Origin of the sequence: Rhizobium atlanticum (genome assembly GCF_030182485.1) — a bacterium.
Lineage (GTDB): Bacteria > Pseudomonadota > Alphaproteobacteria > Rhizobiales > Rhizobiaceae > Rhizobium.
Genome location: NZ_JAQJCJ010000033.1, coordinates 1 through 23311, shown reverse-complemented (window position 1 = coordinate 23311; position 23311 = coordinate 1). Strand labels below are relative to the sequence as shown.

Here is a 23311-nt window from a genome sequence, read left to right as displayed (position 1 = left end):
CGTCAGCGCGGATTGCGCTCTTTGCGCAGCTTCGCCCACCATTCCAGCCGCTTACGGATATCCCGCTCGAAGCCGCGCTCCGGCGGATCGTAGAAGGTCTGGCGGCCCATTTTCTCCGGGAAATAATCCTGGCCGGAAAAGGCGTCCGGCTCGTCATGGTCGTAGCGATAACCTTCACCATAGCCCTCGCCTTTCATCAATTTGGTCGGCGCATTGAGGATATGTTTGGGCGGCAACAGCGAGCCGTTCTGCTTCGCGGCCTGGCTTGCCGCCTTGAAGGCGGTATAGACGGCATTCGATTTCGGAGCGGTGGCGAGATAAACGCAGGCTTGGGCAAGCGCCAGCTCCCCCTCCGGCGACCCCAGGTAGTCATAAGCATCCTTGGCGGCGTTGCAGATCACCAGCGCCTGCGGATCGGCAAGCCCGATATCCTCCACCGCCATGCGCACCAGACGCCGGCCAAGATAGAGCGGATCCTCGCCGGCATCGAACATGCGGGCGAGATAATAGAGCGCAGCATCCGGATCCGAGCCGCGCACCGATTTATGCAATGCCGAAATCAGATTGTAGTGGCCGTCCTGCGCCTTGTCGTAGACAGGGGCGCGGCGCTGGACGATATGCGTCAACGCTTCGGTGTCGAAACTCTCCCCCTCGCGCGCCGCCCGCCAGACCTCTTCGGCAAGCGTCAGAACCGCGCGGCCGTCGCCATCGGCCATGCGGATCAGGCTGGCGCGCGCCTCCTCGGTCAGGGGCAGCGGCCTCTGCTCGATCGCCTCGGCGCGCGTCAGCAATTCCTCCAGGCTCTCCTCGTCATGTGACTTGAAGGTGAGGACGCGGGCGCGCGACAACAGAGCGGCGTTGAGCTCGAAGGAGGGATTTTCGGTGGTGGCGCCGACGAGGACGACGGTGCCGTCCTCCATGACCGGCAGGAAACTGTCCTGCTGGGCGCGGTTGAAACGATGAATCTCATCGACGAACAGCAGCGTCTGGCGGCCGTCCATGCGGCGCATGCGAGCCGCCTCGAACACTTTCTTCAGATCGGCGACGCCGGAAAAGATCGCGGAAATCTGCTCGAAGGCCAGCCCCGCCTCACCGGAAAGCAGCCGCGCCACCGTCGTTTTGCCGGTGCCTGGCGGACCCCAGAAGATCATCGATCCAAGCGAACCGCTTTCGATCATCCTCTTCAGCACGCCGTCCTCACCGGTCAGATGTTCCTGACCGGTGACATCGGCAAGCGTCTTCGGCCGCAACCGGTCGGCAAGCGGCCGCCTGGCGGCAACCTCCTCCGGAATACGCGGCGCGAAGAGATCATTGCTCATCGAAAGAACTGCCTGATACGCTGGCCATCGCGCTCGATCTCGACCCGCCAGAGACCCGGATCGTTGCTGGCTATCTCGGCCAGTTCTTTGGTCGATTTTACTTCCGTTCCGTTGATCGAAACGATGATATCCTTGGGCTCAAAACCCAGGCGGGCTGCCGGGGAATCTTCCTTGACATCGGCAACGACGACACCCGCCGATTCCGAGGGCATGCGCAATTCATCTGCGACGCGCGGCGACAGGTTTTCGACGACGGCGCCGGTAAAGGGAGTGCGCCCGCCGATGACGCGCTGGTCGCGCGGCGAGGTCTCCGGCGCGCGGTCGAGCGCCAGCGACAACTGCTCCTCGTGACCGTTGTCAATGACGGTCAGATTGACCGTTTTGCCGAGGCCGGCTGTCGTCAGGCGATAGAGCAACGCATCCGGATGCTCGACGGAAATGCCGTTGACTGATGTGACGATCTGGCCGGCCTTCAGCCCGGCCTTCGCCGCCGGGCTGCCTTCCGAAACCTTGACGACGAGTGCGCCGCGTACTTTGTTGAGCCCAAGCGCTTCGGCGACTTCCGACGTCACGGCATCGAAGCTTGCGCCGACATAGGGCCGCTCGAAGGATTTGACGCCGGCATCGGCGGAAGCGAGGAAGACTTTGACGAGATTGGCAGGAATGGCGAAGCCGATGCCGTTCGAGCCGCCGCCGCGCGAGAAGATCGCGGTGTTGATGCCGATCAGCTCGCCCTTCATGTTCATCAATGCGCCGCCCGAGTTGCCCGGATTGATCGAGGCGTCGGTCTGGATGAAGAAGCCGAACTCGTTCTTGACCACCTGGTTACGGGCAAGTGCGGAGACGATACCGCTCGTCACCGTCTGGCCGACGCCGAAGGGATTGCCGATCGCCAGCACCAGATCGCCGACTTCGACAGTATCGGAATTGCCGATCGGCAGCGTCGGGAAGCTCTCCTTGGTGTCGATCTTCAGCACGGCGAGGTCGACGCGGTCATCGCGCAGCACCACCTTGCAGGGGAATTCGCGGCCATCCGGCAGCGCCACCTTGATGTCATCGGCGCCTTCGACGACGTGATTGTTGGTGACGACAGTGCCGTTCGCCTCGACGATGACGCCGGACCCGAGCGAGGACTGCTTCTCGGATCGATTCGGCATCTGCTGACCGAAGAACTGCTCGAAGAAGGGATCGCCGGCAAAGGGCGACTGGCGCTGGATGATCTTTTCCGCATAGACGTTGACGACGGCGCCCGAGGTCTGTTTGACCAGCGGCGCAAATGAGAGCTGCATCTGCATCTGGCTCTCGGGCACCGTCTTTGCCGTCTGCGCCTGGGCCGCAGCCGGCAGAACGAGCATGAGAGCGAAGAGCGAAACGGAGGCGCGCTTGAACAGGCCTTGCATGGGTATCCCTTTTGAATCCTCTTAAGCAACGTTGTAGCGTCCGACGCTAGAAAGGAAAGAGGGCGGAAGCATGGAAGAATAAGGCAAGGAAGTGCCTTGAAGGCGCTGCGAATTTGATCCGGGAAGATCCAGCATGCAACTGATATCAAAAGCCAAAATCTGGGCAAAGTCACTGAAGCGTGACATCGTGGCGCTGTGGCTTGCCGCCCGCGATCCTCGCGTGCCCTGGTATGCGAAAGCGGTCGCTGGCGCTGTCGCAGCTTATGCGCTTTCGCCGATCGATCTGATCCCCGATTTCATTCCTGTGCTCGGCTATGTCGACGATCTCGTCATCGTGCCGCTCGGCATCCTGCTGGCGACGCGGCTTGTGCCGGCAGAGGTGATGGCTGCGCTTCGCCAGGAGGCCTCAAGGCGGACTGAGCGCCCCTCCGGCGGGGCCGGACTGATCTTCATCCTTGTCGTCTGGCTCGCCTGCATCATCTTTCTGGCTCTGGCAGTGCGCAAGCTGATTTGATCGGCAGTAAAGGAAGATGATGATGACATGGCGAATGTCGGCCGCGCTCGGTTTGGCGATCCTGATTTTCCCATCGGATCCTGCATGGTCGGCGAGCTTCGATTGTGATGCGAAGGAATTGAAGCCGGACGAAAAGGCGATCTGCGACAACCGCGCCCTCAACGACGCCGACGTCAAGATGGTGACGACTTTCGAGCTGCTCTCCGGGCTGCTGGCCATGGGCTCTCGCGGCACGTTGCAGGACGAGCAGACCGCCTGGCTGAAGAAGCGGCAGGAATGCGGCGCCGATGCCGCCTGCATCAAGGCTGCCTACGACGAGCGGATGAAGCAGTTCGGCGAGACCTACAAAAACATCAACCGGCCGCTTTGACAGCGACCGGTTGACAGAGCAGCTGACTCTTAATCAGCGGGTCGTAGGTTCGAGGCTACTCAGCGAGCGTTCAGATCCCGCACGGCGCCGCGATCGGCGCTTGTCGCGAAGGCAGCGTAAGCTTTGAGCGCGGTGGTGACGTTGCGCTTGCGAACCTCGGTCGGCCGCCAGCCCTTGCCGTCTTGCTCGGCGCGGCGGGCGGCGAGCTCGGCCTCGCTGACACGTAGGCTGATCGTACGGTTGGGGATATCGATATCGATCATGTCGCCTTCGCGCACCAGGCCGATCGTGCCGCCATTTGCCGCTTCCGGCGAGACATGGCCGATCGAGAGACCCGAGGTGCCGCCGGAGAAGCGGCCGTCGGTGATGAGCGCACAGGCCTTGCCGAGGCCTTTCGACTTCAGATAGCTCGTCGGATAGAGCATTTCCTGCATGCCGGGACCGCCCTTCGGGCCTTCGTAGCGGATGACGACGACGTCGCCAGCCTTGATCTCGTTGGCGAGGATCGCCTTGACCGACGCATCCTGACTTTCGAAGACGCGGGCCGGGCCTGAGAATTTCAGGATCGATTCATCGACGCCGGCCGTCTTGACGATGCAGCCGTCGACCGCGAGATTACCCTTTAGCACGGCAAGACCGCCATCCCTCGAGAAGGGATGTTCGACCGAACGGATGACGCCGTTTTGGCGATCGGTGTCGAGCTCGTCCCAGCGGGCCTCCTGGCTGAAGGCGACCTGGGTCGGGATGCCGCCGGGAGCGGCGCGATAGAAGTTGCGGACGGTGTCGCTGCTGGTGCGGGTGATGTCCCAGCGATCGATTGCATCGCCGAGCGTCTCGGCATGGACGGTCGGGCAATCGCGGTTTAGCAGGCCACCCTTATCGAGCTCTCCGAGGATCGACATGATGCCGCCAGCGCGATGGACATCTTCCATGTGTACATCGCTCTTGGCAGGCGCGACCTTCGACAGGCATGGCACCCGGCGCGACAGGGCGTCGATATCGGCCATAGTGAAATCGACTTCGCCTTCATGGGCTGCTGCCAGGATGTGCAGGACCGTATTGGTCGAACCGCCCATGGCGATATCGAGCGCCATCGCATTCTCGAAAGCCTGCTTGGAGGCAATGGTGCGCGGCAGCGCCTTGACGTCGTCCTGCTCGTAGTAGCGGCGGGCGAGATCAACGATCAGGTGGCCGGCCTCGACGAAGAGGCGCTTACGATCGGCATGGGTGGCAAGCGTCGAACCATTGCCGGGCAGCGACAGGCCGAGCGCCTCCGTCAGGCAATTCATGGAGTTTGCGGTGAACATGCCGGAGCACGAGCCGCAGGTCGGACAGGCTGAACGCTCGATCACCTTGACGTCGTCATCAGAGATCTTGTCGTCGGCAGCCGCGACCATGGCGTCGACGAGGTCGAGCGCATGTTGCTTGCCATGCAGCACGACCTTGCCCGCTTCCATCGGACCGCCGGACACGAAGACGGTGGGGATGTTGAGGCGCAGCGACGCCATCAGCATGCCGGGAGTGATCTTGTCGCAGTTGGAAATGCAGACCATTGCATCAGCGCAATGGGCATTGACCATGTATTCGACGCTGTCGGCGATCAACTCGCGCGAGGGCAGCGAATAGAGCATGCCATCATGGCCCATGGCGATGCCGTCGTCGACGGCGATCGTATTGAACTCCTTGGCGACGCCGCCGGCCGCCTCGATTTCGCGGGCGACGAGCTGGCCGAGATCCTTCAGATGGACGTGGCCCGGCACGAACTGGGTGAAGGAATTCACCACCGCGATGATCGGCTTGCCAAAATCCGAGTCCTTCATGCCCGTGGCGCGCCAAAGGCCGCGCGCGCCCGCCATGTTGCGGCCGTGGGTCGTGGTTCTGGAACGGTAAGCTGGCATCGGGGTCTTCCTCGACATGTCGGAAACATCAGGCGAAGCCGGGGCGGCAATGAAGCCTGCGGGCCGGGCGAACGCCGCTTTTTGGAATTGTCCTAATCCAATCGATGGGGGCTGTCACTACCGGCAAGGCCAAATCCGGTACGCCGCCGGGAGAAGCGCGTTGAGCGCCATTCGAATATATACGGTTCGGCGGGCCTTTGGTTACACCCTATCCCATCACAGCAGAACACAAAAAATTGGCTTCCTGTCAGCAATATTCAAGGCATAGAAATTGATCCGAACATGCGGGCGGTTCGTTTAAGGACTATATTCGGAATATCCGCCCTGGAGGTTTTCGACATGCCAAACTATCGCCCCCCAAAGATCGCGTCGTCGGAGATCACGCCGCGCCAGATCTATCTGCGCCGCCGTGAATTCCTGGGCGCAGCGACGCTTGGCGCCATGGCGCTCTATGGCGCTGGAAAGGCCAGCGCGGCCGCCCTTTCCGCCGTCGAGAGCAAGTACAAGGTCGATGAGAAGACGACGCCGATCAAGGACGTCACGACCTACAATAATTTCTATGAGTTCGGTCTCGACAAGGGCGACCCCGCCGCTCTCTCCGGCGATTTCAAGCCGCTGCCCTGGACGCTCAAGGTCGACGGCATGGTCAACAAGCCAGGCACCTTCGACGTCGAGGCGCTGATGAAGGAATTCCCGATCGAGGAGCGCACCTATCGGATGCGCTGCGTCGAGGCATGGTCGATGGTCATTCCATGGAACGGGTTTCCGCTGGCGGCGCTGCTCGACAAGGTGGAGCCGCTCGGCAGCGCCAAATATATCGCCTTCGAAACCGTCGTGCGACCGGAGGAGATGCCCGGGCAGAAGGGCTTCTTCCAGTCGCTCGACTGGCCCTATGTCGAGGGCCTGCGGCTGGACGAGGCGCGCCACCCGCTGACGCTGCTTGCCGTCGGACTTTATGGCGAAATGTTGCCGAACCAGAACGGTGCGCCGATCCGCCTCGTCGTGCCGTGGAAATACGGCTTCAAGGGCATCAAGTCGATCGTCAGGATCACGCTCACCGACCAGCAGCCGAAGAACACCTGGCAGGTGACCAATCCGCAGGAATACGGTTTCTACGCCAACGTCAATCCAGCCGTCGACCATCCGCGCTGGAGCCAGGCGAGCGAGAGGCGCATCGGCGAAAGCGGCTTCTTCGGCGCCAGCCGTCACCCCACCCTGCCCTTCAACGGCTATGCCGACGAGGTGGCGAGCCTTTATGCCGGCATGGATCTGAAGGCGAATTTCTGATGGCGGAACTGTCGCTCGCCATCCCGAAGCGCTGGCAGCCCGCTTCCGTCTGGATGCTTTATGTCGTCGGGTTCGTGCCCGCCGCCTGGACCTTCTATCTCGGCGCGACCGATCAGCTCGGCGCCGATCCGGTCAAGACCTTCGAGCTCTTCCTCGGCATCTGGACAATCCGCTTCCTGATCGCAACACTTGCAGTGTCCCCTGCCCGCGAGTTGTTCGGCTGGAATTATCTGCGCTACCGCCGCGCTCTCGGCCTTTTGACCTTCTACTATGCGCTGATGCATTTCACCGTTTACATGGTGCTCGACCAGGCGATGGATATTCAGGCCGTCGTCAACGACGTGCTGAAGCGCCCGTTCATCATGTTCGGCATGGCTGGCCTTGCCATGCTTATTCCCCTGGCGGTGACATCCAATAATTTCTCGATTCGTCACCTCGGTACGACCTGGATCTGGCTACACCGCCTCGTCACCATCATTGCCGCCTGCGGGGCTCTGCATTTTGCCCTTTCGACCAAGATCCTCGATCTCGAGCAGATTATTTATGTGGGGTTGATCATCGCGCTCATCCTTTACCGCTCCTGGCGGCCGATCGCGCGCAGTCGGAAGAAAAGCCAGGGGCGGCAGCGCAATCGTGCGGTGGCGTCGGTTTCCTGAAGCCAGCCGTCAACGGCGCGCGGGATCAAAGGCGCAGACTACAGCGATGCCGATCGCATAGGCCAGTATGTTCCAGAGGGAAAATATCCGGCCAAGCAACAAGGCGCCTGCAGTCGTCAACCGAAAGGCGTCCAACCAGGGTGTATGATAAAGTCGGAAGAATTCGACTGCGATTGCCATGAACAGCGCCATGACCGCAATGACTGCCCGCAGTGACTTTCCGAGAACGAGCGCCACCAGCAGATAGACCATCGCCCCCCACAGCGCCGACCCGCCATATTTGACGACGACGAAAGGCAGATCGACCGCGTAGCCGAAGCGCCTGAGCGCCAGGCCGGCCGCAATCACCACAAGAACAGCCCCGAGACGGAGGAGCTGCGCTCGAGAATGCGCTTCGCGCATAGAACCTTCCATCTTAATCTCCACAGTTTGGAGCTCCGGGACAGACATACGAATGGCTCTGTCGCCGAAGAAGCTGCGCCGCTTCCGTTTTCGACCACAAACGAAAACAGCCGGGCTTCGCAGCCCGGCTGTTTTCTATCCGCCGAAGCGGAAGACTTAGGCGGCGACGGCCTGCTCTTCGGCAGCGACGCGGGCCTTGTCGGCTGCGCCCTTAGCATAGGTGTCGCGGTCGACGAACTCGATCACGGCCATGGCGGCGTTGTCGCCCTGGCGGAAGCCGGCCTTCATGATGCGCAGGTAGCCGCCGTTGCGGGTGGCGTAACGCGTTGCGATCGTGTCGAACAGCTTCGAGACGACGGCAGCATCGCGGATCTGCGAGATCGCCTGACGGCGAGCGTGCAGGTCGCCGCGCTTGCCGAGCGTGACGAGCTTTTCGACGATCGGACGGATTTCCTTGGCCTTCGGCAGGGTCGTGACGATCTGCTCGTGGGTTATCAGCGAAGCCGCCATATTGGCGAACATCGCCTTGCGGTGGCTTGCAGTTCTATTCAGCTTGCGGCCGGCTTTACCATGGCGCATTGCTCTTCTCCTTTAATGCAGTACCCTTACTTCGTTACCGGGTCTGCCGTTTCCTGGCACATGCAGGCGATATGCCTGCTGTTTGACGGGGAAAGGCAGCCGAAAGAGCCTGCCTTTTGTTTGCTTAATATTGGTCTTCGTAGCGCTTGGCGAGATCTTCGATGTTCTCGGGCGGCCATGCCGGCACTTCCATGCCGAGGTGCAGGCCCATGGAAGCGAGAACTTCCTTGATTTCGTTCAGCGACTTGCGACCAAAATTCGGCGTGCGGAGCATTTCTGCTTCTGTCTTCTGAATCAGGTCACCGATGTAGACGATGTTGTCGTTCTTCAGGCAGTTTGCCGAACGGACCGACAGTTCGAGTTCGTCCACCTTCTTGAGGAGAGCCGGGTTGAAAGCAAGTTCGGTGACTGCTTCCTCTTCGGTTTCCTTCTGCGGCTCGTCGAAGTTGACGAAGACGCCAAGCTGATCCTGGAGGATGCGCGCCGCAAAAGCGACGGCGTCTTCGCCGGTGATCGAGCCATCGGTTTCGATGGTCATGTTCAGCTTGTCGTAGTCGAGAACCTGTCCTTCGCGGGTATTTTCAACCTTGTAGGACACCTTCTTGACCGGCGAATAGAGGCTGTCGACCGGGATAAGGCCGATCGGAGCATCTTCCGCACGATTACGCTCGGCCGGAACATAGCCCTTGCCGTTGTTGACGGTGAACTCCATGCGGATCTCGGCGCCCTCGTCCAGCGTGCAGATCACATGCTCGGGGTTGAGGATTTCGATATCGCCGACCGTCTGAATGTCGCCAGCCGTGACAACGCCCGGGCCCTGCTTGCGCACGACCATGCGTTTTGCGTCGTCGCCATCCATCTTGATGGCGATTTCCTTGATATTGAGCACGATATCCGTGACGTCTTCGCGGACGCCGGGAATCGAGGAGAATTCATGCAGCACGCCGTCAATCTGCACCGCCGTAACGGCAGCACCGCGCAGCGAGGAGAGCAGAACGCGGCGAAGCGCGTTGCCGAGGGTGAGGCCGAAGCCGCGCTCCAGCGGTTCGGCGACGAGCGTCGCCCTGGTGCGCGAGCTCGAGGAGAACTCCACCTTGTTCGGCTTGATCAGTTCCTGCCAGTTCTTCTGAATCATGAGTTTGCCTTCCGTTCGTTGCCACCATCCAATCGTGACAACCGAGCTTGAAAACCACCAGGAGCGCCAAGGCGCTCACCGGTGACGAGAGCGATGATCAGACGCGGCGCTTCTTGCGCGGACGGCAGCCATTGTGCGGGATCGGCGTCACGTCGCGGATGGACGTGATCATGAAACCTGCAGCCTGGAGCGCACGCAGAGCCGATTCACGACCCGAACCCGGACCGCAGACTTCGACTTCCAGCGACTTCATGCCGTGTTCCTGGGCCTTCTTGGCGCAGTCTTCGGCAGCGATCTGGGCAGCAAAGGGGGTCGACTTGCGCGAACCCTTGAAGCCCTTGGCGCCAGCCGACGACCAAGCGATCGCATTGCCCTGCGCATCGGTGATGGTGATCATCGTGTTGTTGAAGGTCGAGTTAACGTGCGCGACACCCGACGAGATATTCTTGCGCTCGCGACGGCGAACGCGGACGGCTTCCTTAGCCATGCTATTCCTTTCTTTGATCTCTTCACCGCCGTAATACCAGCGGCTACACCGGAACGGCGCCTACATGGTCCCGCTCCAAACTCAAAAGAGGCCGGCGCGGACCGCCAGCCTCCCCACCCCGGTTTCCCGGAAATTACTTCTTCTTGCCAGCGATTGCCTTTGCCGGACCCTTACGGGTGCGGGCATTGGTGTGCGTGCGCTGACCGCGGACCGGAAGGCCGCGACGATGACGCAGACCGCGGTAGCAGCCGAGATCCATCAGACGCTTGATGTTCATCGCGGTTTCGCGACGAAGATCACCCTCGACCTGATAGTCACGGTCGATGGTTTCGCGGATCTGAAGGACTTCAGCGTCCGTCAGCTGATGCACACGACGCTCAGCCGGAATACCGACCTTCTCGACGATTTCCTGTGCGAATTTCGGACCGATCCCGTGAATGTAGGTCAGCGCGATGACTACGCGCTTTGCAGTCGGGATGTTGACGCCAGCGATACGTGCCACGCCTGTTCTCCTTGCATTCCAGTTGCCATCCGGCAAGTGGGCTTCGTTATGCGACCCTCAGGGCCGCCCGTTCAGATTTAATGTCCGCAACATGTCAAAACGACCGCACCCGGACTTCCCAGGGAAATCCGCGCCGATCGCAGGGAATGTCGCGAGTTGGCGCGGTGTTTAGCGGAATCACTGCTGAAAAGCAACCGTTTCCGCCAAGTTTATTTTCAAGCCTTAAAGCTTGGAAAGAATGGCTTCGACCTCAGCAGTCACCTGGTCGATTTCAGCCATGCCGTCGACAGACCTGAGCTTGCCCTTGGCATGGTAGTAACCGATCAGCGGTGAGGTCTCCTTGTAGTAGACCTGCAACCGGGCCGTCATGGTCTCCGGAGTGTCGTCGGGACGGCGCTTGAAGTGGGTAGAGCCGCACTTGTCGCACACACCCTCATTGGCCGGGACCTTGTCCGTGTCGTGATAGACGCTACCGCACTGGGCGCAGGAGTAGCGGCCGGCAACCCGACGGACCAATTCGGCATCATCGACACGGAATTCGATGACGACGGAGAGACCAAGACCCTTTGCTCTCAGCATCGCTTCGGTGGCGTCCGCCTGAACGAGCGTCCTGGGGAAGCCATCGAGAATGAAACCGTTGGCGCAATCGGGCTGATCGATTCGCTCCGAGACGATGGCGATGACGATCTCATCCGAGACCAGCTTACCGGCGTCCATGACCGCCTTGGCGCGCTTGCCGATCTCCGTGCCGGCGTTGACCGCCGCACGCAGCATATCTCCCGTGGAAAGCTGCGGAATGCCGTGCTTTTCCACGATCCGCTGGGCCTGGGTTCCCTTGCCCGCGCCCGGCGGCCCCAAAAGGATAAGTCTCATCGCCCCCTCTTTCCTCCTCGCAACTTCGATTTCTTGATCAGGCCTTCGTATTGCTGCGCGATCAGGTGACCCTGGATCTGTGCAACCGTATCAAGAGTTACGCTAACCACGATCAAAAGCGAAGTCCCACCAAGGGATAATGGAATGCCGGTTTGCGACACCAGAATCTCCGGGAGGATGCAGACGAACACGAGATAGATGGCGCCGATCACCGTGATACGGGTCAGCACGTAGTCGATGTATTCAGCGGTGCGCTCACCGGGACGGATTCCGGGAATAAAGCCGCCATGCTTCTTCAGATTGTCGGCCGTGTCCTTCGGATTGAAGACGATGGCCGTATAGAAGAAGGCGAAGAAGGCGATCAGCGCCGCATAGAGCACCATGTAGAGCGGCTGGCCATGGCCGAGGGCGGCAACGATCGACGTCGCCCAGGCAGGCATGGCCGTGGTGTTGGCAAAGCCCGCGACTGTCGCCGGCAGAAGCAGCAGCGAAGAGGCAAAAATCGCCGGGATCACGCCCGAGGTGTTCAGTTTCAGCGGCAGGTGCGACGTATCGCCCTGGAACATGCGGTTGCCGACCTGGCGCTTCGGATACTGGATCAGCAGCCGGCGCTGGGCGCGCTCCACGAAAACGATGACACCGATGACGGCGATTGCGACAATGATGACGAGCAGGATGAGGCCGGTCGACAGCGCCCCGGTGCGGCCGAGTTCAAGCGTGCCGGCAAGAGCGCTCGGCAGGCCGGCTGCGATACCGGCGAAGATGATCAGCGAAATGCCGTTGCCGATACCGCGCGAGGTGATCTGCTCGCCCAGCCACATCAGGAACATCGTGCCGCCGAGCAGCGTCAGAACGGTGGAAATACGAAAGAACCAGCCCGGATCGACGACAAGGCCCTGGCCGCTCTCCAGTCCGGCCGCAATGCCGTAAGCCTGAAGCGCACCCAGAATGACGGTGCCGTAGCGGGTGTACTGGTTGATGATCTTGCGACCCTGCTCGCCTTCCTTCTTCAGGTTTTCAAGCGTCGGCACGACCGACGTCATCAGCTGCACGATGATCGAAGCGGAGATATAGGGCATGATGCCGAGCGCAAAGATCGCCATGCGCTGAACGGCGCCGCCCGAGAACATGTTGAAAAGGCCGAGAATGCCGCCTGCCTGGCCGCGGAACGCCTGGGCATAGGCTTCGGGATTGAGACCCGGAAGCGGGATATGGGTGCCGAGCCTGTAGACGAGGAGAGCTGCCAGTGTGAACCACAGGCGCTTCTTCAGATCCTCGGCTTTGGCAAAGGTCGAAAAATTGAGGTTGGATGCCAATTGTTCCGCTGCAGAAGCCATGCGATTCTCCGCCCTACCAATTCCGGCGTCTCTGGGGAAATGCCGGCCCCGGAATCAGTATGAAAATAATTCAAAACCGGGTTTTGGACGGATTGCAGCGCAACCCCATGCCTCACCCTTGTTTTCCAGTTTTACCGGCGTGACGCGGGCGCGCCAGCCAAGTCTTTGTGAGGCCCACATATGGGAGCAAAATCGCCCGGTGTGAAGCACCCCGGGCGATATATCATCAGATATTATTCCGCTGCAGCCGGAGCCGAAAGCAGCGTCACCGTGCCGCCGGCCTTTTCGATCTTCTCGACGGCGGGCTTGGAAGCGCCCGCGACGACGATAGTGATCTTGGCCTTGAGCTCGCCGTCGGCGAGAACGCGAACGCCGTCCTTGGCGCGGCGGATAACCCCGGCAGCCTTCAGGGCAGCTGCGTCAACAGTCGCCTTGGCGTCGAGCTTGCCGGCGTCGACTGCCGCCTGAATGCGGCCGAGCGACACGACAACAAAGTCGGAAGCGAAAATGTTGTTGAAGCCGCGCTTCGGCAGGCGACGATAGATAGGCATCTGGCCGCCTTCGAAGCCGTTGATGGCGACGCCGGAACGGGACTTCTGACCCTTGACACCGCGACCAGCCGTCTTGCCGGACCCCGAACCGATACCGCGGCCGAGGCGCTTGCGGCTGTGGGTCGAGCCTTCGTTGTCCTTGATTTCATTGAGTTTCATGAGCGTTTCCTCCGTCTCACTTCTCGTCGACGATGCGAACGAGATGCTGGACAGCACGGATCATGCCGCGAACGGAAGGAGTATCCTCCAGCGTGCGGCGACGGTGCATCTTGTTCAGTCCGAGACCGATCAGCGTGCGCTGCTGGACGTCCGGACGGCGAATCGGGCTGCCGATCTGTTCGATCGTGACAGTCTTCGCTTCAGCCTTCTTGGTAGCCTTGGCCATTGGTCAGCTCCTCTTATTCTTCAGAGGCGTTGCCGGAGGCGCTACGACGAGCCTGCAGCGTTGCATACTTGATGCCGCGCTGAGCTGCGATGTCCTTCGGGTGAACCTGGTGCTTCAGAGCGTCGAAGGTGGCGCGAACCATGTTGTAGGGGTTCGACGAACCGGTCGACTTGGCGACGACGTCGTGCATGCCGAGCGTTTCGAATACGGCGCGCATCGGACCGCCGGCGATGATGCCGGTACCGACCTTGGCCGAGCGCAGCAGAACCTTGCCGGCGCCGTGGCGGCCATGGACGTCGTGATGCAGCGTGCGGCCATCACGCAGCGGTACGAAGATCAGCTCGCGCTTGGCGGCTTCGGTTGCCTTGCGGATGGCTTCCGGCACTTCGCGTGCCTTGCCGTGGCCGAAGCCGACGCGGCCCTTCTGGTCGCCGACGACGACGAGTGCTGCGAAACCAAAACGACGGCCGCCCTTGACGACCTTGGCGACGCGGTTGATCGCGACCAGCTTGTCGACGAATTCGCTATCGCGCTCTTCACGGCTCTGGCGGTCTTCCCGCTGCGGCCTTCTTTCCTGTGCCATTGTCCTCTTCCTTTTTCTTTTCCGGGTGCAATCGGCAAATGAATGTGGACCGCATTAGCCTCCCCTTCTTGCCAGGGAGTGCCTGCGGTCCGGCGAAAATCCGGCCGGAGCGACAGCGCCCGGCCGGAAACTGATCAGAAGGTCAGACCGCCTTCGCGGGCCGCTTCGGCGAGAGCCTTGATGCGGCCGTGATAGATGAAGGCGCCACGGTCGAATACGACGTCCGTAACGCCGGCCTTGGAGGCGCGCTCGGCGACGAGCTTGCCTACGGCGGCGGCGGCGGCGGTATCGGCACCGGTCTTCAGAGAACCGCGCAGATCCTTGTCGAGGGTGGAGGCGGACGCAAGCGTCTTGCCGGCCACGTCATCGATGATCTGGGCATAGATGTTCTTCGAGGAGCGATGAACCGACAGGCGCGGACGGCCATTGGCCACCGACTTGATGTGACGGCGCACGCGGTTGGCACGACGTGCAAGTGCTTCTTTCCTGCTAGCCATTTCGCGTGATCCTTACTTCTTCTTGCCTTCTTTGCGGACGATCCGCTCGTCGGCATACTTGACGCCCTTGCCCTTGTACGGCTCGGGACCGCGATATTCGCGGATTTCGGCGGCAACCTGACCGACCTGCTGCTTGTTGATGCCGCTGACGATGATTTCAGTCGGCTTCGGAACAGCGATCGAGATGCCGACCGGCGGTTCATACACCACGTCGTGGCTGAAACCGAGGGCCAGCTGCAGGTTCTTGCCCTGCATGGCGGCGCGGTAGCCGACGCCGTTGATTTCAAGCTTGCGCTCGTAACCGTCCTTGACGCCCTTGAAGATGCCTTCGATCATCGTGCGGGACATGCCCCACTTCGAACGCGCATCCTTGGACTGGTTTACGGGCGTCACGACGACCGCGTTGTTTTCGAGCTTGAGGCTGATTTCGTCGTTAGCGACGAAGAACAGCTCGCCCTTCGGGCCCTTTGCGGTAACCTTCTGGCCTTCGACCGTAGCCGTGATCCCAGCAGGCACCTGAACGGGCTTCTTACCGATACGAGACATGTTTCAATCCTGTCTGTTCGCTATGGAGATCCCTGCCCGATCTTAGAAGACCGAGCAAAGAACCTCACCACCAACGTTCTGTTCGCGAGCCTGGTGATCGGCCATCACGCCCTTCGGAGTCGAAAGGATTGTGATGCCGAGGCCGTTCGCGACCTGCGGAATGGACTTGACCGAGACATAAACCCGGCGGCCCGGCTTCGACACACGGCCGATCTCACGGATCACCGATGCGCCTTCATAGTACTTCAGCTCGATGTTGAGCTCCGACTTGCCATTGCCGAAATCGACAACGGAATAACCACGGATGTAGCCTTCGGACTGCAGGACATCGAGAACACGCGCACGGAGCTTGGATGCAGGCGTCGAAACCGACGACTTGCGGCGGGAAGCGCCGTTGCGGATGCGGGTGAGCATATCGCCCAACGGATCAGTCATTGTCATCTAACCTGCTCCTTACCAGCTCGACTTGACGATGCCCGGCACCTTGCCGAGATTGCCGAGTTCACGCAGCGCGATACGCGACATGCGCAGTTTGCGGTAGTATGCGCGCGGACGGCCCGATACTTCGCAACGGTTGCGAATGCGGGTCTTCGATCCATCGCGCGGCAGGGATGCCAGCTTGATCGAGGCCTTGAACCGCTCTTCGATCGGAAGAGCCTGGTTCATGATGATCGCCTTCAACGCAGCCCGCTTTGCGGCCTGGTTGGCGACCGTATTACGGCGGCGCTTGTTCTTTTCAACTGCGCTTGTCTTCGCCATGTCAGGTTCCTTTTCTACGCTCGTCGTTACGGTTATTGACGGAACGGGAAGCTGAACTCCTTCAGGAGAGTCCGTGCTTCGTCGTCGGTCGTCGCCGTCGTGCAAACGATGATGTCCATGCCCCACATCTGATCAACCTTGTCGTAGTTGATTTCAGGGAACACAATGTGCTCCTTGATGCCCATGGCGAAGTTGCCACGGCCGTCAAAGCTCTTCGGGTTCAGGCCGCGGAAGTCGCGAACGCGCGGAAGCGCGATGTTGACCAGGCGATCCAGGAACTCGTACATGCGGGCGCCGCGCAGGGTGACCTTTGCGCCGATCGGCATGTTTTCGCGGACCTTGAAGCCTGCGATAGAGTTGCGTGCGCGGGTGATGACCGGCTTCTGGCCGGCGATCGCTGCGAGGTCGGCGGCAGCAACCGTCGGCTTCTTCGAATCAGCGGTCGCTTCACCGACACCCATGTTGATCACGATCTTGTCGAGCTTCGGGATCATCATCTCGTTGGCGTAGGAGAACTTCTCCTGCATCGCCTTGCGGATGCGCTCGACATATTCCTTCTTGAGCCGCGGCTCGTATTTTGCCTCAGCCATCGATCACTTCTCCAGAACGCTTGGCCACGCGGACCTTCTTGCCGTCAACGACCTTGAAACCGACGCGGGTCGGCTTGCCGTCCTTGTCGACGATTGCAATGTTGGACAGGTGGACCGGGGCTTCCTTGTTGATGATGCCAGCTTCCTGGGTCTGCGTCTGGCGCTGGTGGCGCTTCACGACGTTGACGCCACGGACGACGGCACGATCTTCCTTCGGCATGACCTGAACGACTTCGCCGGTGCGGCCCTTGTCCTTGCCAGCGAGCATGACGACCTTGTCGCCTTTACGAATCTTCTGCATCGCTTCCGCTCCTTACAGTACTTCGGGAGCCAGCGAGATGATCTTCATGTGGTTCTTGGCGCGAAGTTCGCGCGGAACCGGTCCGAAGATACGGGTACCGATCGGCTCTTTCTTGTTGTCGATGAGGACTGCTGCGTTGGTGTCGAAGCGGATGACGGAGCCATCCGGACGACGGATGTCCTTAGCGGTGCGAACGACAACCGCCTTCATCACGTCACCCTTCTTCACGCGGCCGCGCGGGATCGCTTCCTTGATCGAAACGACGATGACGTCGCCGATCGAGGCATACTTGCGCTTCGAGCCGCCCAGCACCTTGATGCACATGACACGACGTGCGCCGGAATTATCCGCGACGTCGAGGTTTGTTTGCATCTGAATCATATCAGGTCGCCTTCTTGGTTTACCGGAATGGTTGGGCCTAAGCCCCCTACCCCGGCTTATGAAAATGTTCGCCGGCCAACCCACCGTAATGGCAGGCAAAAACACGGCATAGCTGAATAGCGCGGGGTCGATCGTGCCAGGGTGGTTTCCCGAACGGGACCTTCCGTGCGCTCAAAGCAAAAGAACGCCCGGCATTCGAGCGTTCTGACGCTGCTTCATACAGATATTTCGGCGAGACGCAAGGCCTCGCGCAAAATTCTGTTACTTGCTCTGGGCGGCAATGACCGTCCAGCGCTTGTCCTTGGAGATCGGCGCGCATTCCTCGATGGATACGGTATCGCCGATCTTGTACTGGTTGTTTTCGTCGTGGGCCTTGTACTTCTTGGAACGACGAACGGTCTTCTGGAGCAGCGGGTGAGCGAAACGACGCTCAACGCGAACCACTACCGTCTTCTCGTTCTTGTCGCCAACGACGACGCCCTGCAGGATGCGCTTCGGCATGTTTTTCTTCCTTTAGGCCTTAACTTCTGCCGCCTTCTGGCGGGCAATGGTTTTGACGCGGGCGATGTCCTTGCGGACTTCGTTGATGCGCGAGGACTTTTCGAGCTGGCCGGTCGCCTTCTGGAAGCGCAGGTTGAACTGCTCCTTCTTCAGCTTGGCAAGCTCGTCCTTGAGTTGGTCGGCGCTGAGCGCGCGAACGTCTGAGGCTTTCATGAGCTCAATCCCTTACTCTGCAATGCGCTGAACGAAGCGCGTCTTGACCGAGAGCTTGGCAGAGCCGAGGCGAAGCGCCTCGCGGGCGATCTCTTCGCTGACGCCGTCGATCTCGAACATCATACGACCGGGCTTGACCTTGCATGCCCAGTACTCAACGGAGCCCTTACCTTTACCCATGCGGACTTCGGTCGGCTTTGCGGTTACCGGAACGTCCGGGAACACGCGGATCCATACACGGCCGGCGCGCTTCATGTAGCGCGTGATCGCGCGGCGGGCCGCTTCGATCTCGCGTGCGTTGACGCGGTTGGGCTCCTGAGCCTTCAGGCCGAATTCGCCGAATGCCAGGTCAGAACCGCCCTTGGCAACGCCCTTGATGCGGCCCTTGAACTGCTTGCGGTACTTAGTACGCTTTGGCTGCAACATTTTCTTACTTCTCCGAGCTTATCTTTCGCCAGCGCTAATTACGCGTTGTCGCGTTCGCGGCGACGATCGCCACGGTCGCGTTCGCGGCTTGCCGGACCCTGTGCGTCGCCTTCCAGCGCGCGACGTTCGGAAGCCATCGGATCGTGCTCAAGGATTTCGCCCTTGAAGATCCAGACCTTGATGCCGCAGATACCGAATGCGGTTTCGGCTTCTGCCGTGCCGTAATCGATGTCGGCGCGCAGCGTGTGCAGCGGCACACGACCTTCACGGTACCATTCAGTACGGGCGATTTCAGCACCGCCGAGACGACCGGCGCAGGTGATCTTGATGCCTTCGGCTCCAAGACGCATTGCCGACTGAACGGCGCGCTTCATGGCGCGGCGGAAAGCCACGCGGCGCTCGAGCTGCTGGGCGATCGACTGAGCGACCAGCGTCGCGTCGACTTCGGGCTTGCGCACTTCGACGATGTTGAGGTGCGTTTCCGAATTGGTCATGTCCGACAGCTTCTTGCGGAGCTTGTCGATGTCGGCGCCCTTACGACCGATGATCAGGCCCGGACGGGCCGAGTGGATCGTGACGCGGCACTTCTTGTGCGGACGCTCGATGACCACCTTGGAGATGCCTGCCTGCTTCAGTTCGCTCATGACGAACTTGCGCATCTTCAGGTCTTCGTGCAGCAGCTGGCCATACTCGGCATTGTCCGCAAACCAGCGGCTATCCCAGGTACGGTTGATGCCGAGACGGAAACCGATCGGATTGATTTTCTGACCCATTATGCGGCCTCCTCTGCTGCCTGCACTTCACGAACGACGATCGTCAGGTGCGCGAAGGGCTTTTCGATGCGCGACGCGCGACCGCGGCCACGAGCGTGGAAACGCTTCATGACGATCGACTTGCCGACGTAGGCTTCGGCGACGACGAGCGCGTCGACGTCAAGATCGTGGTTGTTCTCGGCGTTGGCGATCGCGGATTCGAGCGTCTTCTTGACGGCGCCCGCGATGCGCTTGCGGGAGAACTCCAGCTCAGCGAGTGCACGCTCTACCTTCTTGCCGCGGATGGCCGCAGCAACCAGGTTGAGCTTCTGGGGGCTGACACGGAGCGTGCGGGCGACTGCTTGCGCCTCGTTGTCCTTCAGCCGGCGTTCGGCTTTTGCCTTGCCCATTGTTACTTCCTCTTCGCCTTCTTGTCCGCGCCGTGACCGTAGTAGGTGCGGGTCGGAGAGAATTCACCGAATTTGTGACCGACCATGTCTTCATTGACACTGACCGGGACATGTTTGCTGCCGTTGTAGACGCCGAAGGTAAGTCCGACGAACTGCGGCAGGATCGTGGAGCGACGGCTCCAGATCTTGATCACTTCTGCACGTCCGCCTTCACGAACCTTCTCAGCCTTCTTGAGAAGATAGCCGTCAACGAACGGACCTTTCCATACTGAACGAGCCATTGGAGACTTCCTCTCTTACTTCTTACGCTGATGACGCGAGCGCATGATCATCTTGTCGGTCGACTTGTTCGACCGGGTGCGCTTGCCCTTGGTCGGCTTGCCCCACGGTGTCACCGGATGGCGACCACCGGAGGTGCGGCCTTCACCACCGCCGTGCGGATGGTCAACCGGGTTCATGACAACACCGCGGTTATGGGGACGCTTGCCGCGCCAGACGGTACGACCGGCCTTGCCGTCGTTAATGTTGGCGTGGTCGGGGTTCGAGACGGCGCCGATCGAAGCAAGGCAGATGCCGCTTACGAGGCGCTGCTCACCGGAGTTCAGGCGAAGGATCGCCATACCCTGGTCACGACCGACGAGCTGTGCGTAGGAACCGGCGGAACGGGCGATCTGACCGCCCTTGCCCGGCTTCATTTCCACATTGTGGATGATGGAGCCGACCGGGATGTACTGCAGCGGCATGGTGTTGCCGGGCTTGACGTCGACAGCCTTCTCCGAAGCGATGACCTTGTCGCCGGCAGCGAGACGCTGCGGAGCGATGATGTAGGCCTGCTCGCCATCAGAATAGGTCACCAGCGCGATGAAAGCCGTGCGGTTCGGATCGTATTCGATACGCTCGACCGTGCCTTCGACATCGAACTTGCGACGCTTGAAGTCGACCAGTCGGTAGCTGCGCTTATGACCGCCACCGATGAAGCGAGCCGTGATGCGGCCGAGGTTGTTACGACCACCGCTCTTGGTCAGACCTTCCGTCAGCGCCTTGACCGGCTTGCCCTTGTAGAGCGAGGAGCGGTCCACGATGACCAGCTGACGCTGGCTCGGGGTCGTCGGATTGAATGTTTTCAATGCCATTTTCTTATTCCTCAGAGACCGGTGGAGACGTCGATCGTCTGGCCTTCAGCCAGCGTCACGACAGCCTTCTTCACGTCCTTCTGCTTGCCGACGAAACCGCGGAACCGCTTGGTCTTGCCTTTACGCAGCAGAGTGTTGACGGCCGTAACCTTGACGCCGAACAGCGCCTCGACAGCAGCCTTGATTTCCGGCTTTGTCGCCTGCTTGGCGACATTGAAAACAACCTGGTTGTTTTCAGATACCAGCGTGGACTTTTCGGTGATCGCCGGAGAGACGATCACATCGTAGTGGCGAAGATCGGTCACTTGAATCGCTCCTCTAGCGCTTCAACCGCAGCCTTGGAAAGCACGAGCTTGCCGCGGCGCACGATGTCGTAAACATTGATGCCCTGGATCGGCAGAACATCGATGTTCGGGATGTTCTGCGCTGCAAGCTTGAAGTTGCCGTCAAGCTCTGCACCGCCGATGAAGAGGGCGTTGGTCAGGCCGAGCGTCTCGAGAGCAGACGCGAGAGCCTTGGTCTTGGCTTCAGCTGCGACCAGGTTGTCGATGACGATGACGTCATCGGCCTTGATCTTGGCCGAAAGGGCATGGCGAAGGCCGAGTGCGCGAACCTTCTTCGGAAGGTCGTGCTCGTGGCTGCGAACGACCGGGCCATGGGCCTTGCCGCCGCCGCGGAACTGCGGAGCGCGAGCCGAATGGTGACGGGCGCGGCCCGTACCCTTCTGCTTGTACATCTTGGCGCCGGTGCGCGAAACTTCAGCGCGGCCCTTTGCCTTGTGCGTGCCCTGCTGCTTCTTGGCAAGCTGCCAGCGGATAACGCGGGCGAGAATGTCTTCGCGGGGCTCGAGGCCGAAAATCTCGTCCGAAAGGGAGACCTTCCCGGCGTCTTTTCCCTCGAGGGTCTTGACGTTCAATTCCATTGATCTGGCTCCCTTACTTCGCGGCCGACTTGACGGCGTCGCGCACGATGATCCAGGCACCCTTGGAACCGGGAACAGCACCCTTGATCAGGATCAGACCGCGATCTTCGTCGGTCGAAACCACTTCCAGGTTCTGCGTCGTGACGCGCGTCTGGCCCATGTGACCAGCCATCTTCTTGTTCTTGAAAACCTTGCCCGGATCCTGGCGCGAGCCGGTCGAACCGTGCGAACGGTGCGAAACCGACACACCGTGCGTGGCGCGCAGACCGCCGAAACCGTGGCGCTTCATGGCGCCGGCAAAACCCTTACCGATGGTCGTACCCGTCACATCGACGAGCTGACCGGCGGCAAAGTGACCCGCCTTGAGCTCCGTGCCGATCTCCAGCAGATTGTCTTCCGACACGCGGAATTCTGCGAGCTTGGCCTTCGGCTCGACGTTGGCAACGGCAAAGTTGCCGCGCATCGCCTTCGACGTGTTCTTTACCTTCGCCTGGCCCGCACCGAGCTGAACTGCGGTATAGCCATTCTTTTCGACAGTGCGCGTGGCAACGACCTGGCAGCCGTCCATACGCAGTACCGTTACCGGGACATGCTCGCCGGCGTCGTTGTAGACGCGGGTCATTCCCACCTTCTGTGCAATCACACCTGAACGCATCGGTTCAATCCTTCCAACTCAGCTCGAGCAAGCTCAGAGCTTGATCTCAACATCGACACCGGCGGCGAGATCGAGCTTCATCAGCGCGTCTACCGTCTGCGGGGTCGGGTCTACGATGTCGAGCAGGCGCTTATGCGTGCGCATCTCGAACTGTTCGCGGCTCTTCTTGTCGATGTGCGGGGACCGGTTGACCGTAAACTTCTCGATGCGGGTCGGAAGCGGAACGGGGCCCCGGACGCTTGCACCGGTGCGCTTCGCCGTCGACACGATCTCGCGCGTGGAAGCATCGAGAATCCGGTGATCGAACGCCTTCAGGCGAATGCGGATATTTTGGCCGTTCATTCGACGTTATCCTTGTGTTTGTTTTCCACATGTCTCTCAACAAGACACGGGTTGTTCTTTCTTCCTAAGGCGGACCACCGGTTTCAAAGATCGAGAGGGCGCCGATGCCGGCGTCCCTATCCAGTCTTCAGGGCCTTCTAGCCCACCTTATTTGCTTGTTCAGTCACCGCTTCGTCGTCCAAAGCGGCACGCAAATCGCGCTCGCGCGCCATTTGCTACATTTCTGTGTAATAAGCAAGCGGCTTACGCCGCCTGCATCATAATATTGTCATCGAATCGGCCACCCCACCGGAGTGGCCGAATGAACTACTCGACGATCGAAGCGACGATACCGGCGCCGACGGTGCGGCCGCCTTCGCGGATAGCGAAGCGCAGCTTTTCTTCCATCGCGATCGGAACGATCAGCTCGACGTCAACCGTGACGTTGTCGCCCGGCATGACCATTTCCGTGCCTTCCGGCAGCGTGACGATGCCGGTCACGTCCGTCGTGCGGAAGTAGAACTGCGGACGGTAGTTGGTGAAGAACGGCGTATGACGGCCGCCCTCTTCCTTCGTCAGGATGTAGGCTTCTGCCTTGAACTTCTTGTGCGGCTTGACCGAACCCG

General features: G+C 60.5%; 36 protein-coding genes and 1 tRNA gene. 5 read left to right on the top strand and 32 right to left on the bottom strand.

The annotated features are described in order from the left end of the window. Positions 1-2: 2 nt before the first annotated feature. The gene (locus PH551_RS30215) at positions 3-1319 is read right to left on the bottom strand and encodes a replication-associated recombination protein A (RefSeq protein ID WP_097601658.1); all 1317 of its coding nucleotides are present in this window, start codon (positions 1317-1319) and stop codon (positions 3-5) included. Next, entirely contained in the window at positions 1316-2719 is a 1404-nt protein-coding gene (locus PH551_RS30210; RefSeq protein ID WP_285196131.1) for a DegQ family serine endoprotease, read from the bottom strand. Before PH551_RS30210 ends, PH551_RS30215 begins: the two co-directional genes overlap by 4 nt. Before the next feature lie 133 nt (positions 2720-2852). Here PH551_RS30210 and PH551_RS30205 point away from each other — a divergent pair, with 133 nt between their 5' ends. The 3 genes from PH551_RS30205 to PH551_RS30195 all read left to right on the top strand — a co-directional run bounded on the left by PH551_RS30205 (position 2853) and on the right by PH551_RS30195 (position 3672). Continuing rightward, positions 2853-3233: a YkvA family protein gene (locus PH551_RS30205; protein ID WP_097601656.1), complete on the top strand. Its 381-nt coding sequence runs from the start codon at positions 2853-2855 to the stop codon at positions 3231-3233. Between the two features lie 19 nt (positions 3234-3252). Further along, positions 3253-3603 (top strand): lysozyme inhibitor LprI family protein, encoded by a 351-nt coding sequence (locus tag PH551_RS30200; protein WP_285196130.1) that lies wholly within the window; start codon positions 3253-3255, stop codon positions 3601-3603. Continuing rightward, positions 3594-3672, top strand: a tRNA-Lys gene (locus tag PH551_RS30195). Before PH551_RS30200 ends, PH551_RS30195 begins: the two co-directional genes overlap by 10 nt. Here the strand turns inward: PH551_RS30195 and ilvD are convergent. After that, the gene (gene ilvD / locus PH551_RS30190) at positions 3663-5501 is read right to left on the bottom strand and encodes a dihydroxy-acid dehydratase (RefSeq protein WP_183706380.1); all 1839 of its coding nucleotides are present in this window, start codon (positions 5499-5501) and stop codon (positions 3663-3665) included. The two genes, PH551_RS30195 and ilvD, sit on opposite strands and share 10 nt — an antisense overlap. 339 nt (positions 5502-5840) lie before the next feature. Here ilvD and msrP point away from each other — a divergent pair, with 339 nt between their 5' ends. Both msrP and msrQ read left to right on the top strand, forming a co-directional pair. After that, complete coding sequence (msrP, locus tag PH551_RS30185; RefSeq protein ID WP_285196129.1) at positions 5841-6788, top strand: protein-methionine-sulfoxide reductase catalytic subunit MsrP; 948 nt, start codon at positions 5841-5843, stop codon at positions 6786-6788. Further along, a complete protein-coding gene (msrQ, locus tag PH551_RS30180; RefSeq protein ID WP_285196128.1) occupies positions 6788-7444 on the top strand; it encodes a protein-methionine-sulfoxide reductase heme-binding subunit MsrQ in 657 nt (218 codons plus the stop codon). The genes msrP and msrQ overlap by 1 nt, the downstream gene beginning before the upstream one ends. 9 nt (positions 7445-7453) lie before the next feature. On the opposite strand, the gene PH551_RS30175 is transcribed toward msrQ, so the two are convergent. From PH551_RS30175 to PH551_RS30035, 29 genes are all read right to left on the bottom strand, one after another. Then, positions 7454-7858 (bottom strand): ribosomal maturation YjgA family protein, encoded by a 405-nt coding sequence (locus PH551_RS30175; protein WP_483315450.1) that lies wholly within the window; start codon positions 7856-7858, stop codon positions 7454-7456. A gap of 144 nt (positions 7859-8002) precedes the next feature. Then, on the bottom strand, positions 8003-8425 hold the full coding sequence (rplQ, locus tag PH551_RS30170) for a 50S ribosomal protein L17 (protein WP_011424993.1): 423 nt from the start codon (positions 8423-8425) through the stop codon (positions 8003-8005). A gap of 124 nt (positions 8426-8549) precedes the next feature. After that, positions 8550-9560, bottom strand: coding sequence for a DNA-directed RNA polymerase subunit alpha (locus PH551_RS30165; RefSeq protein WP_003547579.1), 1011 nt, complete (start codon positions 9558-9560; stop codon positions 8550-8552). A gap of 97 nt (positions 9561-9657) precedes the next feature. Continuing rightward, on the bottom strand, positions 9658-10047 hold the full coding sequence (gene rpsK, locus PH551_RS30160; protein ID WP_003547577.1) for a 30S ribosomal protein S11: 390 nt from the start codon (positions 10045-10047) through the stop codon (positions 9658-9660). A gap of 133 nt (positions 10048-10180) precedes the next feature. Next, complete coding sequence (gene rpsM, locus PH551_RS30155; protein ID WP_011424992.1) at positions 10181-10549, bottom strand: 30S ribosomal protein S13; 369 nt, start codon at positions 10547-10549, stop codon at positions 10181-10183. A 222-nt stretch (positions 10550-10771) separates the two neighbouring features. After that, entirely contained in the window at positions 10772-11422 is a 651-nt protein-coding gene (locus tag PH551_RS30150) for an adenylate kinase (RefSeq protein WP_085777823.1), read from the bottom strand. Further along, positions 11419-12759, bottom strand: coding sequence for a preprotein translocase subunit SecY (gene secY, locus PH551_RS30145; RefSeq protein ID WP_085777822.1), 1341 nt, complete (start codon positions 12757-12759; stop codon positions 11419-11421). Before secY ends, PH551_RS30150 begins: the two co-directional genes overlap by 4 nt. A 233-nt stretch (positions 12760-12992) precedes the next feature. Next, positions 12993-13469, bottom strand: a complete 477-nt coding sequence (gene rplO, locus PH551_RS30140) for a 50S ribosomal protein L15 (RefSeq protein ID WP_085777821.1) — start codon at positions 13467-13469, stop codon at positions 12993-12995. 16 nt (positions 13470-13485) lie between these two features. Further along, positions 13486-13695 carry a 50S ribosomal protein L30 gene (gene rpmD / locus PH551_RS30135; RefSeq protein ID WP_011424988.1) on the bottom strand — a complete coding sequence of 70 codons (210 nt, stop codon included), beginning with the start codon at positions 13693-13695 and terminating at the stop codon, positions 13486-13488. Positions 13696-13708: 13 nt separating this feature from the next. After that, positions 13709-14278, bottom strand: a complete 570-nt coding sequence (gene rpsE, locus PH551_RS30130; protein ID WP_003573784.1) for a 30S ribosomal protein S5 — start codon at positions 14276-14278, stop codon at positions 13709-13711. A 134-nt stretch (positions 14279-14412) separates the two neighbouring features. Continuing rightward, a complete protein-coding gene (gene rplR, locus PH551_RS30125) occupies positions 14413-14775 on the bottom strand; it encodes a 50S ribosomal protein L18 (RefSeq protein WP_011424987.1) in 363 nt (120 codons plus the stop codon). Between the two features lie 12 nt (positions 14776-14787). Next, positions 14788-15321: a 50S ribosomal protein L6 gene (rplF, locus tag PH551_RS30120; protein WP_011424986.1), complete on the bottom strand. Its 534-nt coding sequence runs from the start codon at positions 15319-15321 to the stop codon at positions 14788-14790. Positions 15322-15363: 42 nt separating this feature from the next. Then, positions 15364-15762, bottom strand: coding sequence for a 30S ribosomal protein S8 (gene rpsH / locus PH551_RS30115; RefSeq protein WP_004674934.1), 399 nt, complete (start codon positions 15760-15762; stop codon positions 15364-15366). A 12-nt stretch (positions 15763-15774) separates the two neighbouring features. Then, entirely contained in the window at positions 15775-16080 is a 306-nt protein-coding gene (rpsN, locus tag PH551_RS30110) for a 30S ribosomal protein S14 (protein WP_018115514.1), read from the bottom strand. Positions 16081-16112: 32 nt separating this feature from the next. Beyond that, on the bottom strand, positions 16113-16670 hold the full coding sequence (gene rplE, locus PH551_RS30105) for a 50S ribosomal protein L5 (protein ID WP_011424985.1): 558 nt from the start codon (positions 16668-16670) through the stop codon (positions 16113-16115). Further along, positions 16663-16971, bottom strand: coding sequence for a 50S ribosomal protein L24 (gene rplX, locus PH551_RS30100; protein WP_004674929.1), 309 nt, complete (start codon positions 16969-16971; stop codon positions 16663-16665). The genes rplE and rplX overlap by 8 nt, the downstream gene beginning before the upstream one ends. A 12-nt stretch (positions 16972-16983) precedes the next feature. Next, the gene (gene rplN, locus PH551_RS30095) at positions 16984-17352 is read right to left on the bottom strand and encodes a 50S ribosomal protein L14 (RefSeq protein WP_003573790.1); all 369 of its coding nucleotides are present in this window, start codon (positions 17350-17352) and stop codon (positions 16984-16986) included. 261 nt (positions 17353-17613) lie between these two features. After that, positions 17614-17853: a 30S ribosomal protein S17 gene (rpsQ, locus tag PH551_RS30090; protein ID WP_285196126.1), complete on the bottom strand. Its 240-nt coding sequence runs from the start codon at positions 17851-17853 to the stop codon at positions 17614-17616. A gap of 12 nt (positions 17854-17865) precedes the next feature. Continuing rightward, on the bottom strand, positions 17866-18066 hold the full coding sequence (rpmC, locus tag PH551_RS30085) for a 50S ribosomal protein L29 (RefSeq protein WP_008521335.1): 201 nt from the start codon (positions 18064-18066) through the stop codon (positions 17866-17868). A gap of 12 nt (positions 18067-18078) precedes the next feature. After that, a complete protein-coding gene (rplP, locus tag PH551_RS30080; protein ID WP_003573792.1) occupies positions 18079-18492 on the bottom strand; it encodes a 50S ribosomal protein L16 in 414 nt (137 codons plus the stop codon). Positions 18493-18530: 38 nt separating this feature from the next. Further along, positions 18531-19265 (bottom strand): 30S ribosomal protein S3, encoded by a 735-nt coding sequence (gene rpsC, locus PH551_RS30075; protein ID WP_003573793.1) that lies wholly within the window; start codon positions 19263-19265, stop codon positions 18531-18533. Further along, on the bottom strand, positions 19265-19654 hold the full coding sequence (gene rplV, locus PH551_RS30070) for a 50S ribosomal protein L22 (protein WP_004674922.1): 390 nt from the start codon (positions 19652-19654) through the stop codon (positions 19265-19267). Before rplV ends, rpsC begins: the two co-directional genes overlap by 1 nt. Before the next feature lie 2 nt (positions 19655-19656). Further along, entirely contained in the window at positions 19657-19935 is a 279-nt protein-coding gene (rpsS, locus tag PH551_RS30065) for a 30S ribosomal protein S19 (protein WP_007531666.1), read from the bottom strand. A 15-nt stretch (positions 19936-19950) separates the two neighbouring features. Further along, on the bottom strand, positions 19951-20787 hold the full coding sequence (gene rplB / locus PH551_RS30060) for a 50S ribosomal protein L2 (RefSeq protein WP_064801905.1): 837 nt from the start codon (positions 20785-20787) through the stop codon (positions 19951-19953). Positions 20788-20798: 11 nt separating this feature from the next. Further along, positions 20799-21092 carry a 50S ribosomal protein L23 gene (locus PH551_RS30055; protein WP_003547550.1) on the bottom strand — a complete coding sequence of 98 codons (294 nt, stop codon included), beginning with the start codon at positions 21090-21092 and terminating at the stop codon, positions 20799-20801. Then, positions 21089-21709, bottom strand: a complete 621-nt coding sequence (gene rplD / locus PH551_RS30050) for a 50S ribosomal protein L4 (protein ID WP_285196121.1) — start codon at positions 21707-21709, stop codon at positions 21089-21091. Before rplD ends, PH551_RS30055 begins: the two co-directional genes overlap by 4 nt. Positions 21710-21722: 13 nt before the next feature. Continuing rightward, positions 21723-22364 carry a 50S ribosomal protein L3 gene (gene rplC / locus PH551_RS30045; RefSeq protein ID WP_004674916.1) on the bottom strand — a complete coding sequence of 214 codons (642 nt, stop codon included), beginning with the start codon at positions 22362-22364 and terminating at the stop codon, positions 21723-21725. Positions 22365-22397: 33 nt separating this feature from the next. Beyond that, positions 22398-22706, bottom strand: coding sequence for a 30S ribosomal protein S10 (gene rpsJ / locus PH551_RS30040; protein WP_003547547.1), 309 nt, complete (start codon positions 22704-22706; stop codon positions 22398-22400). A 306-nt stretch (positions 22707-23012) separates the two neighbouring features. Beyond that, positions 23013-23311, bottom strand: a 299-nt coding sequence (locus tag PH551_RS30035) for an EF-Tu C-terminal domain-related protein (protein WP_457897735.1), incomplete at its 5' end; no start/stop codon positions are given.

Coding starts and splice junctions, on each gene's coding strand:
- rplF (WP_011424986.1), bottom strand. CDS start 15,321: ATGTCTCGTATCGGTAAGAAGCCCGTTCAGGTGCCTGCTGGGATCACG.
- rplV (WP_004674922.1), bottom strand. CDS start 19,654: ATGGGCAAGGCAAAAGCCGAACGCCGGCTGAAGGACAACGAGGCGCAA.
- rpsQ (WP_285196126.1), bottom strand. CDS start 17,853: ATGCCGAAGCGCATCCTGCAGGGCGTCGTCGTTGGCGACAAGAACGAG.
- rplC (WP_004674916.1), bottom strand. CDS start 22,364: ATGCGTTCAGGTGTGATTGCACAGAAGGTGGGAATGACCCGCGTCTAC.
- ilvD (WP_183706380.1), bottom strand. CDS start 5,501: ATGCCAGCTTACCGTTCCAGAACCACGACCCACGGCCGCAACATGGCG.
- msrQ (WP_285196128.1), top strand. CDS start 6,788: ATGGCGGAACTGTCGCTCGCCATCCCGAAGCGCTGGCAGCCCGCTTCC.
- PH551_RS30205 (WP_097601656.1), top strand. CDS start 2,853: ATGCAACTGATATCAAAAGCCAAAATCTGGGCAAAGTCACTGAAGCGT.
- rplR (WP_011424987.1), bottom strand. CDS start 14,775: ATGGCTAGCAGGAAAGAAGCACTTGCACGTCGTGCCAACCGCGTGCGC.
- rpsS (WP_007531666.1), bottom strand. CDS start 19,935: ATGGCTCGTTCAGTATGGAAAGGTCCGTTCGTTGACGGCTATCTTCTC.
- PH551_RS30165 (WP_003547579.1), bottom strand. CDS start 9,560: ATGATTCAGAAGAACTGGCAGGAACTGATCAAGCCGAACAAGGTGGAG.
- rplX (WP_004674929.1), bottom strand. CDS start 16,971: ATGCAGAAGATTCGTAAAGGCGACAAGGTCGTCATGCTCGCTGGCAAG.
- rplE (WP_011424985.1), bottom strand. CDS start 16,670: ATGGCTGAGGCAAAATACGAGCCGCGGCTCAAGAAGGAATATGTCGAG.
- rplO (WP_085777821.1), bottom strand. CDS start 13,469: ATGAAACTCAATGAAATCAAGGACAACGAAGGCTCGACCCACAGCCGC.
- rplP (WP_003573792.1), bottom strand. CDS start 18,492: ATGTTGCAGCCAAAGCGTACTAAGTACCGCAAGCAGTTCAAGGGCCGC.
- rpsN (WP_018115514.1), bottom strand. CDS start 16,080: ATGGCGAAGACAAGCGCAGTTGAAAAGAACAAGCGCCGCCGTAATACG.
- rpsH (WP_004674934.1), bottom strand. CDS start 15,762: ATGACAATGACTGATCCGTTGGGCGATATGCTCACCCGCATCCGCAAC.
- PH551_RS30210 (WP_285196131.1), bottom strand. CDS start 2,719: ATGCAAGGCCTGTTCAAGCGCGCCTCCGTTTCGCTCTTCGCTCTCATG.
- rpsC (WP_003573793.1), bottom strand. CDS start 19,265: ATGGGTCAGAAAATCAATCCGATCGGTTTCCGTCTCGGCATCAACCGT.
- PH551_RS30215 (WP_097601658.1), bottom strand. CDS start 1,319: ATGAGCAATGATCTCTTCGCGCCGCGTATTCCGGAGGAGGTTGCCGCC.
- rpsE (WP_003573784.1), bottom strand. CDS start 14,278: ATGGCACAGGAAAGAAGGCCGCAGCGGGAAGACCGCCAGAGCCGTGAA.
- rpmD (WP_011424988.1), bottom strand. CDS start 13,695: ATGGCCAAGGCTACCAAGAAGGCTGAAGCGAAGACTGTCACGATCGAA.
- rpsK (WP_003547577.1), bottom strand. CDS start 10,047: ATGGCTAAGGAAGCCGTCCGCGTTCGCCGTCGCGAGCGCAAGAATATC.
- msrP (WP_285196129.1), top strand. CDS start 5,841: ATGCCAAACTATCGCCCCCCAAAGATCGCGTCGTCGGAGATCACGCCG.
- rplB (WP_064801905.1), bottom strand. CDS start 20,787: ATGGCATTGAAAACATTCAATCCGACGACCCCGAGCCAGCGTCAGCTG.
- PH551_RS30200 (WP_285196130.1), top strand. CDS start 3,253: ATGATGACATGGCGAATGTCGGCCGCGCTCGGTTTGGCGATCCTGATT.
- rplD (WP_285196121.1), bottom strand. CDS start 21,709: ATGGAATTGAACGTCAAGACCCTCGAGGGAAAAGACGCCGGGAAGGTC.
- rplQ (WP_011424993.1), bottom strand. CDS start 8,425: ATGCGCCATGGTAAAGCCGGCCGCAAGCTGAATAGAACTGCAAGCCAC.
- PH551_RS30175 (WP_483315450.1), bottom strand. CDS start 7,858: ATGGAAGGTTCTATGCGCGAAGCGCATTCTCGAGCGCAGCTCCTCCGT.
- rpsJ (WP_003547547.1), bottom strand. CDS start 22,706: ATGAACGGCCAAAATATCCGCATTCGCCTGAAGGCGTTCGATCACCGG.
- rplN (WP_003573790.1), bottom strand. CDS start 17,352: ATGATTCAGATGCAAACAAACCTCGACGTCGCGGATAATTCCGGCGCA.
- secY (WP_085777822.1), bottom strand. CDS start 12,759: ATGGCTTCTGCAGCGGAACAATTGGCATCCAACCTCAATTTTTCGACC.
- rpmC (WP_008521335.1), bottom strand. CDS start 18,066: ATGAAAGCCTCAGACGTTCGCGCGCTCAGCGCCGACCAACTCAAGGAC.
- PH551_RS30150 (WP_085777823.1), bottom strand. CDS start 11,422: ATGAGACTTATCCTTTTGGGGCCGCCGGGCGCGGGCAAGGGAACCCAG.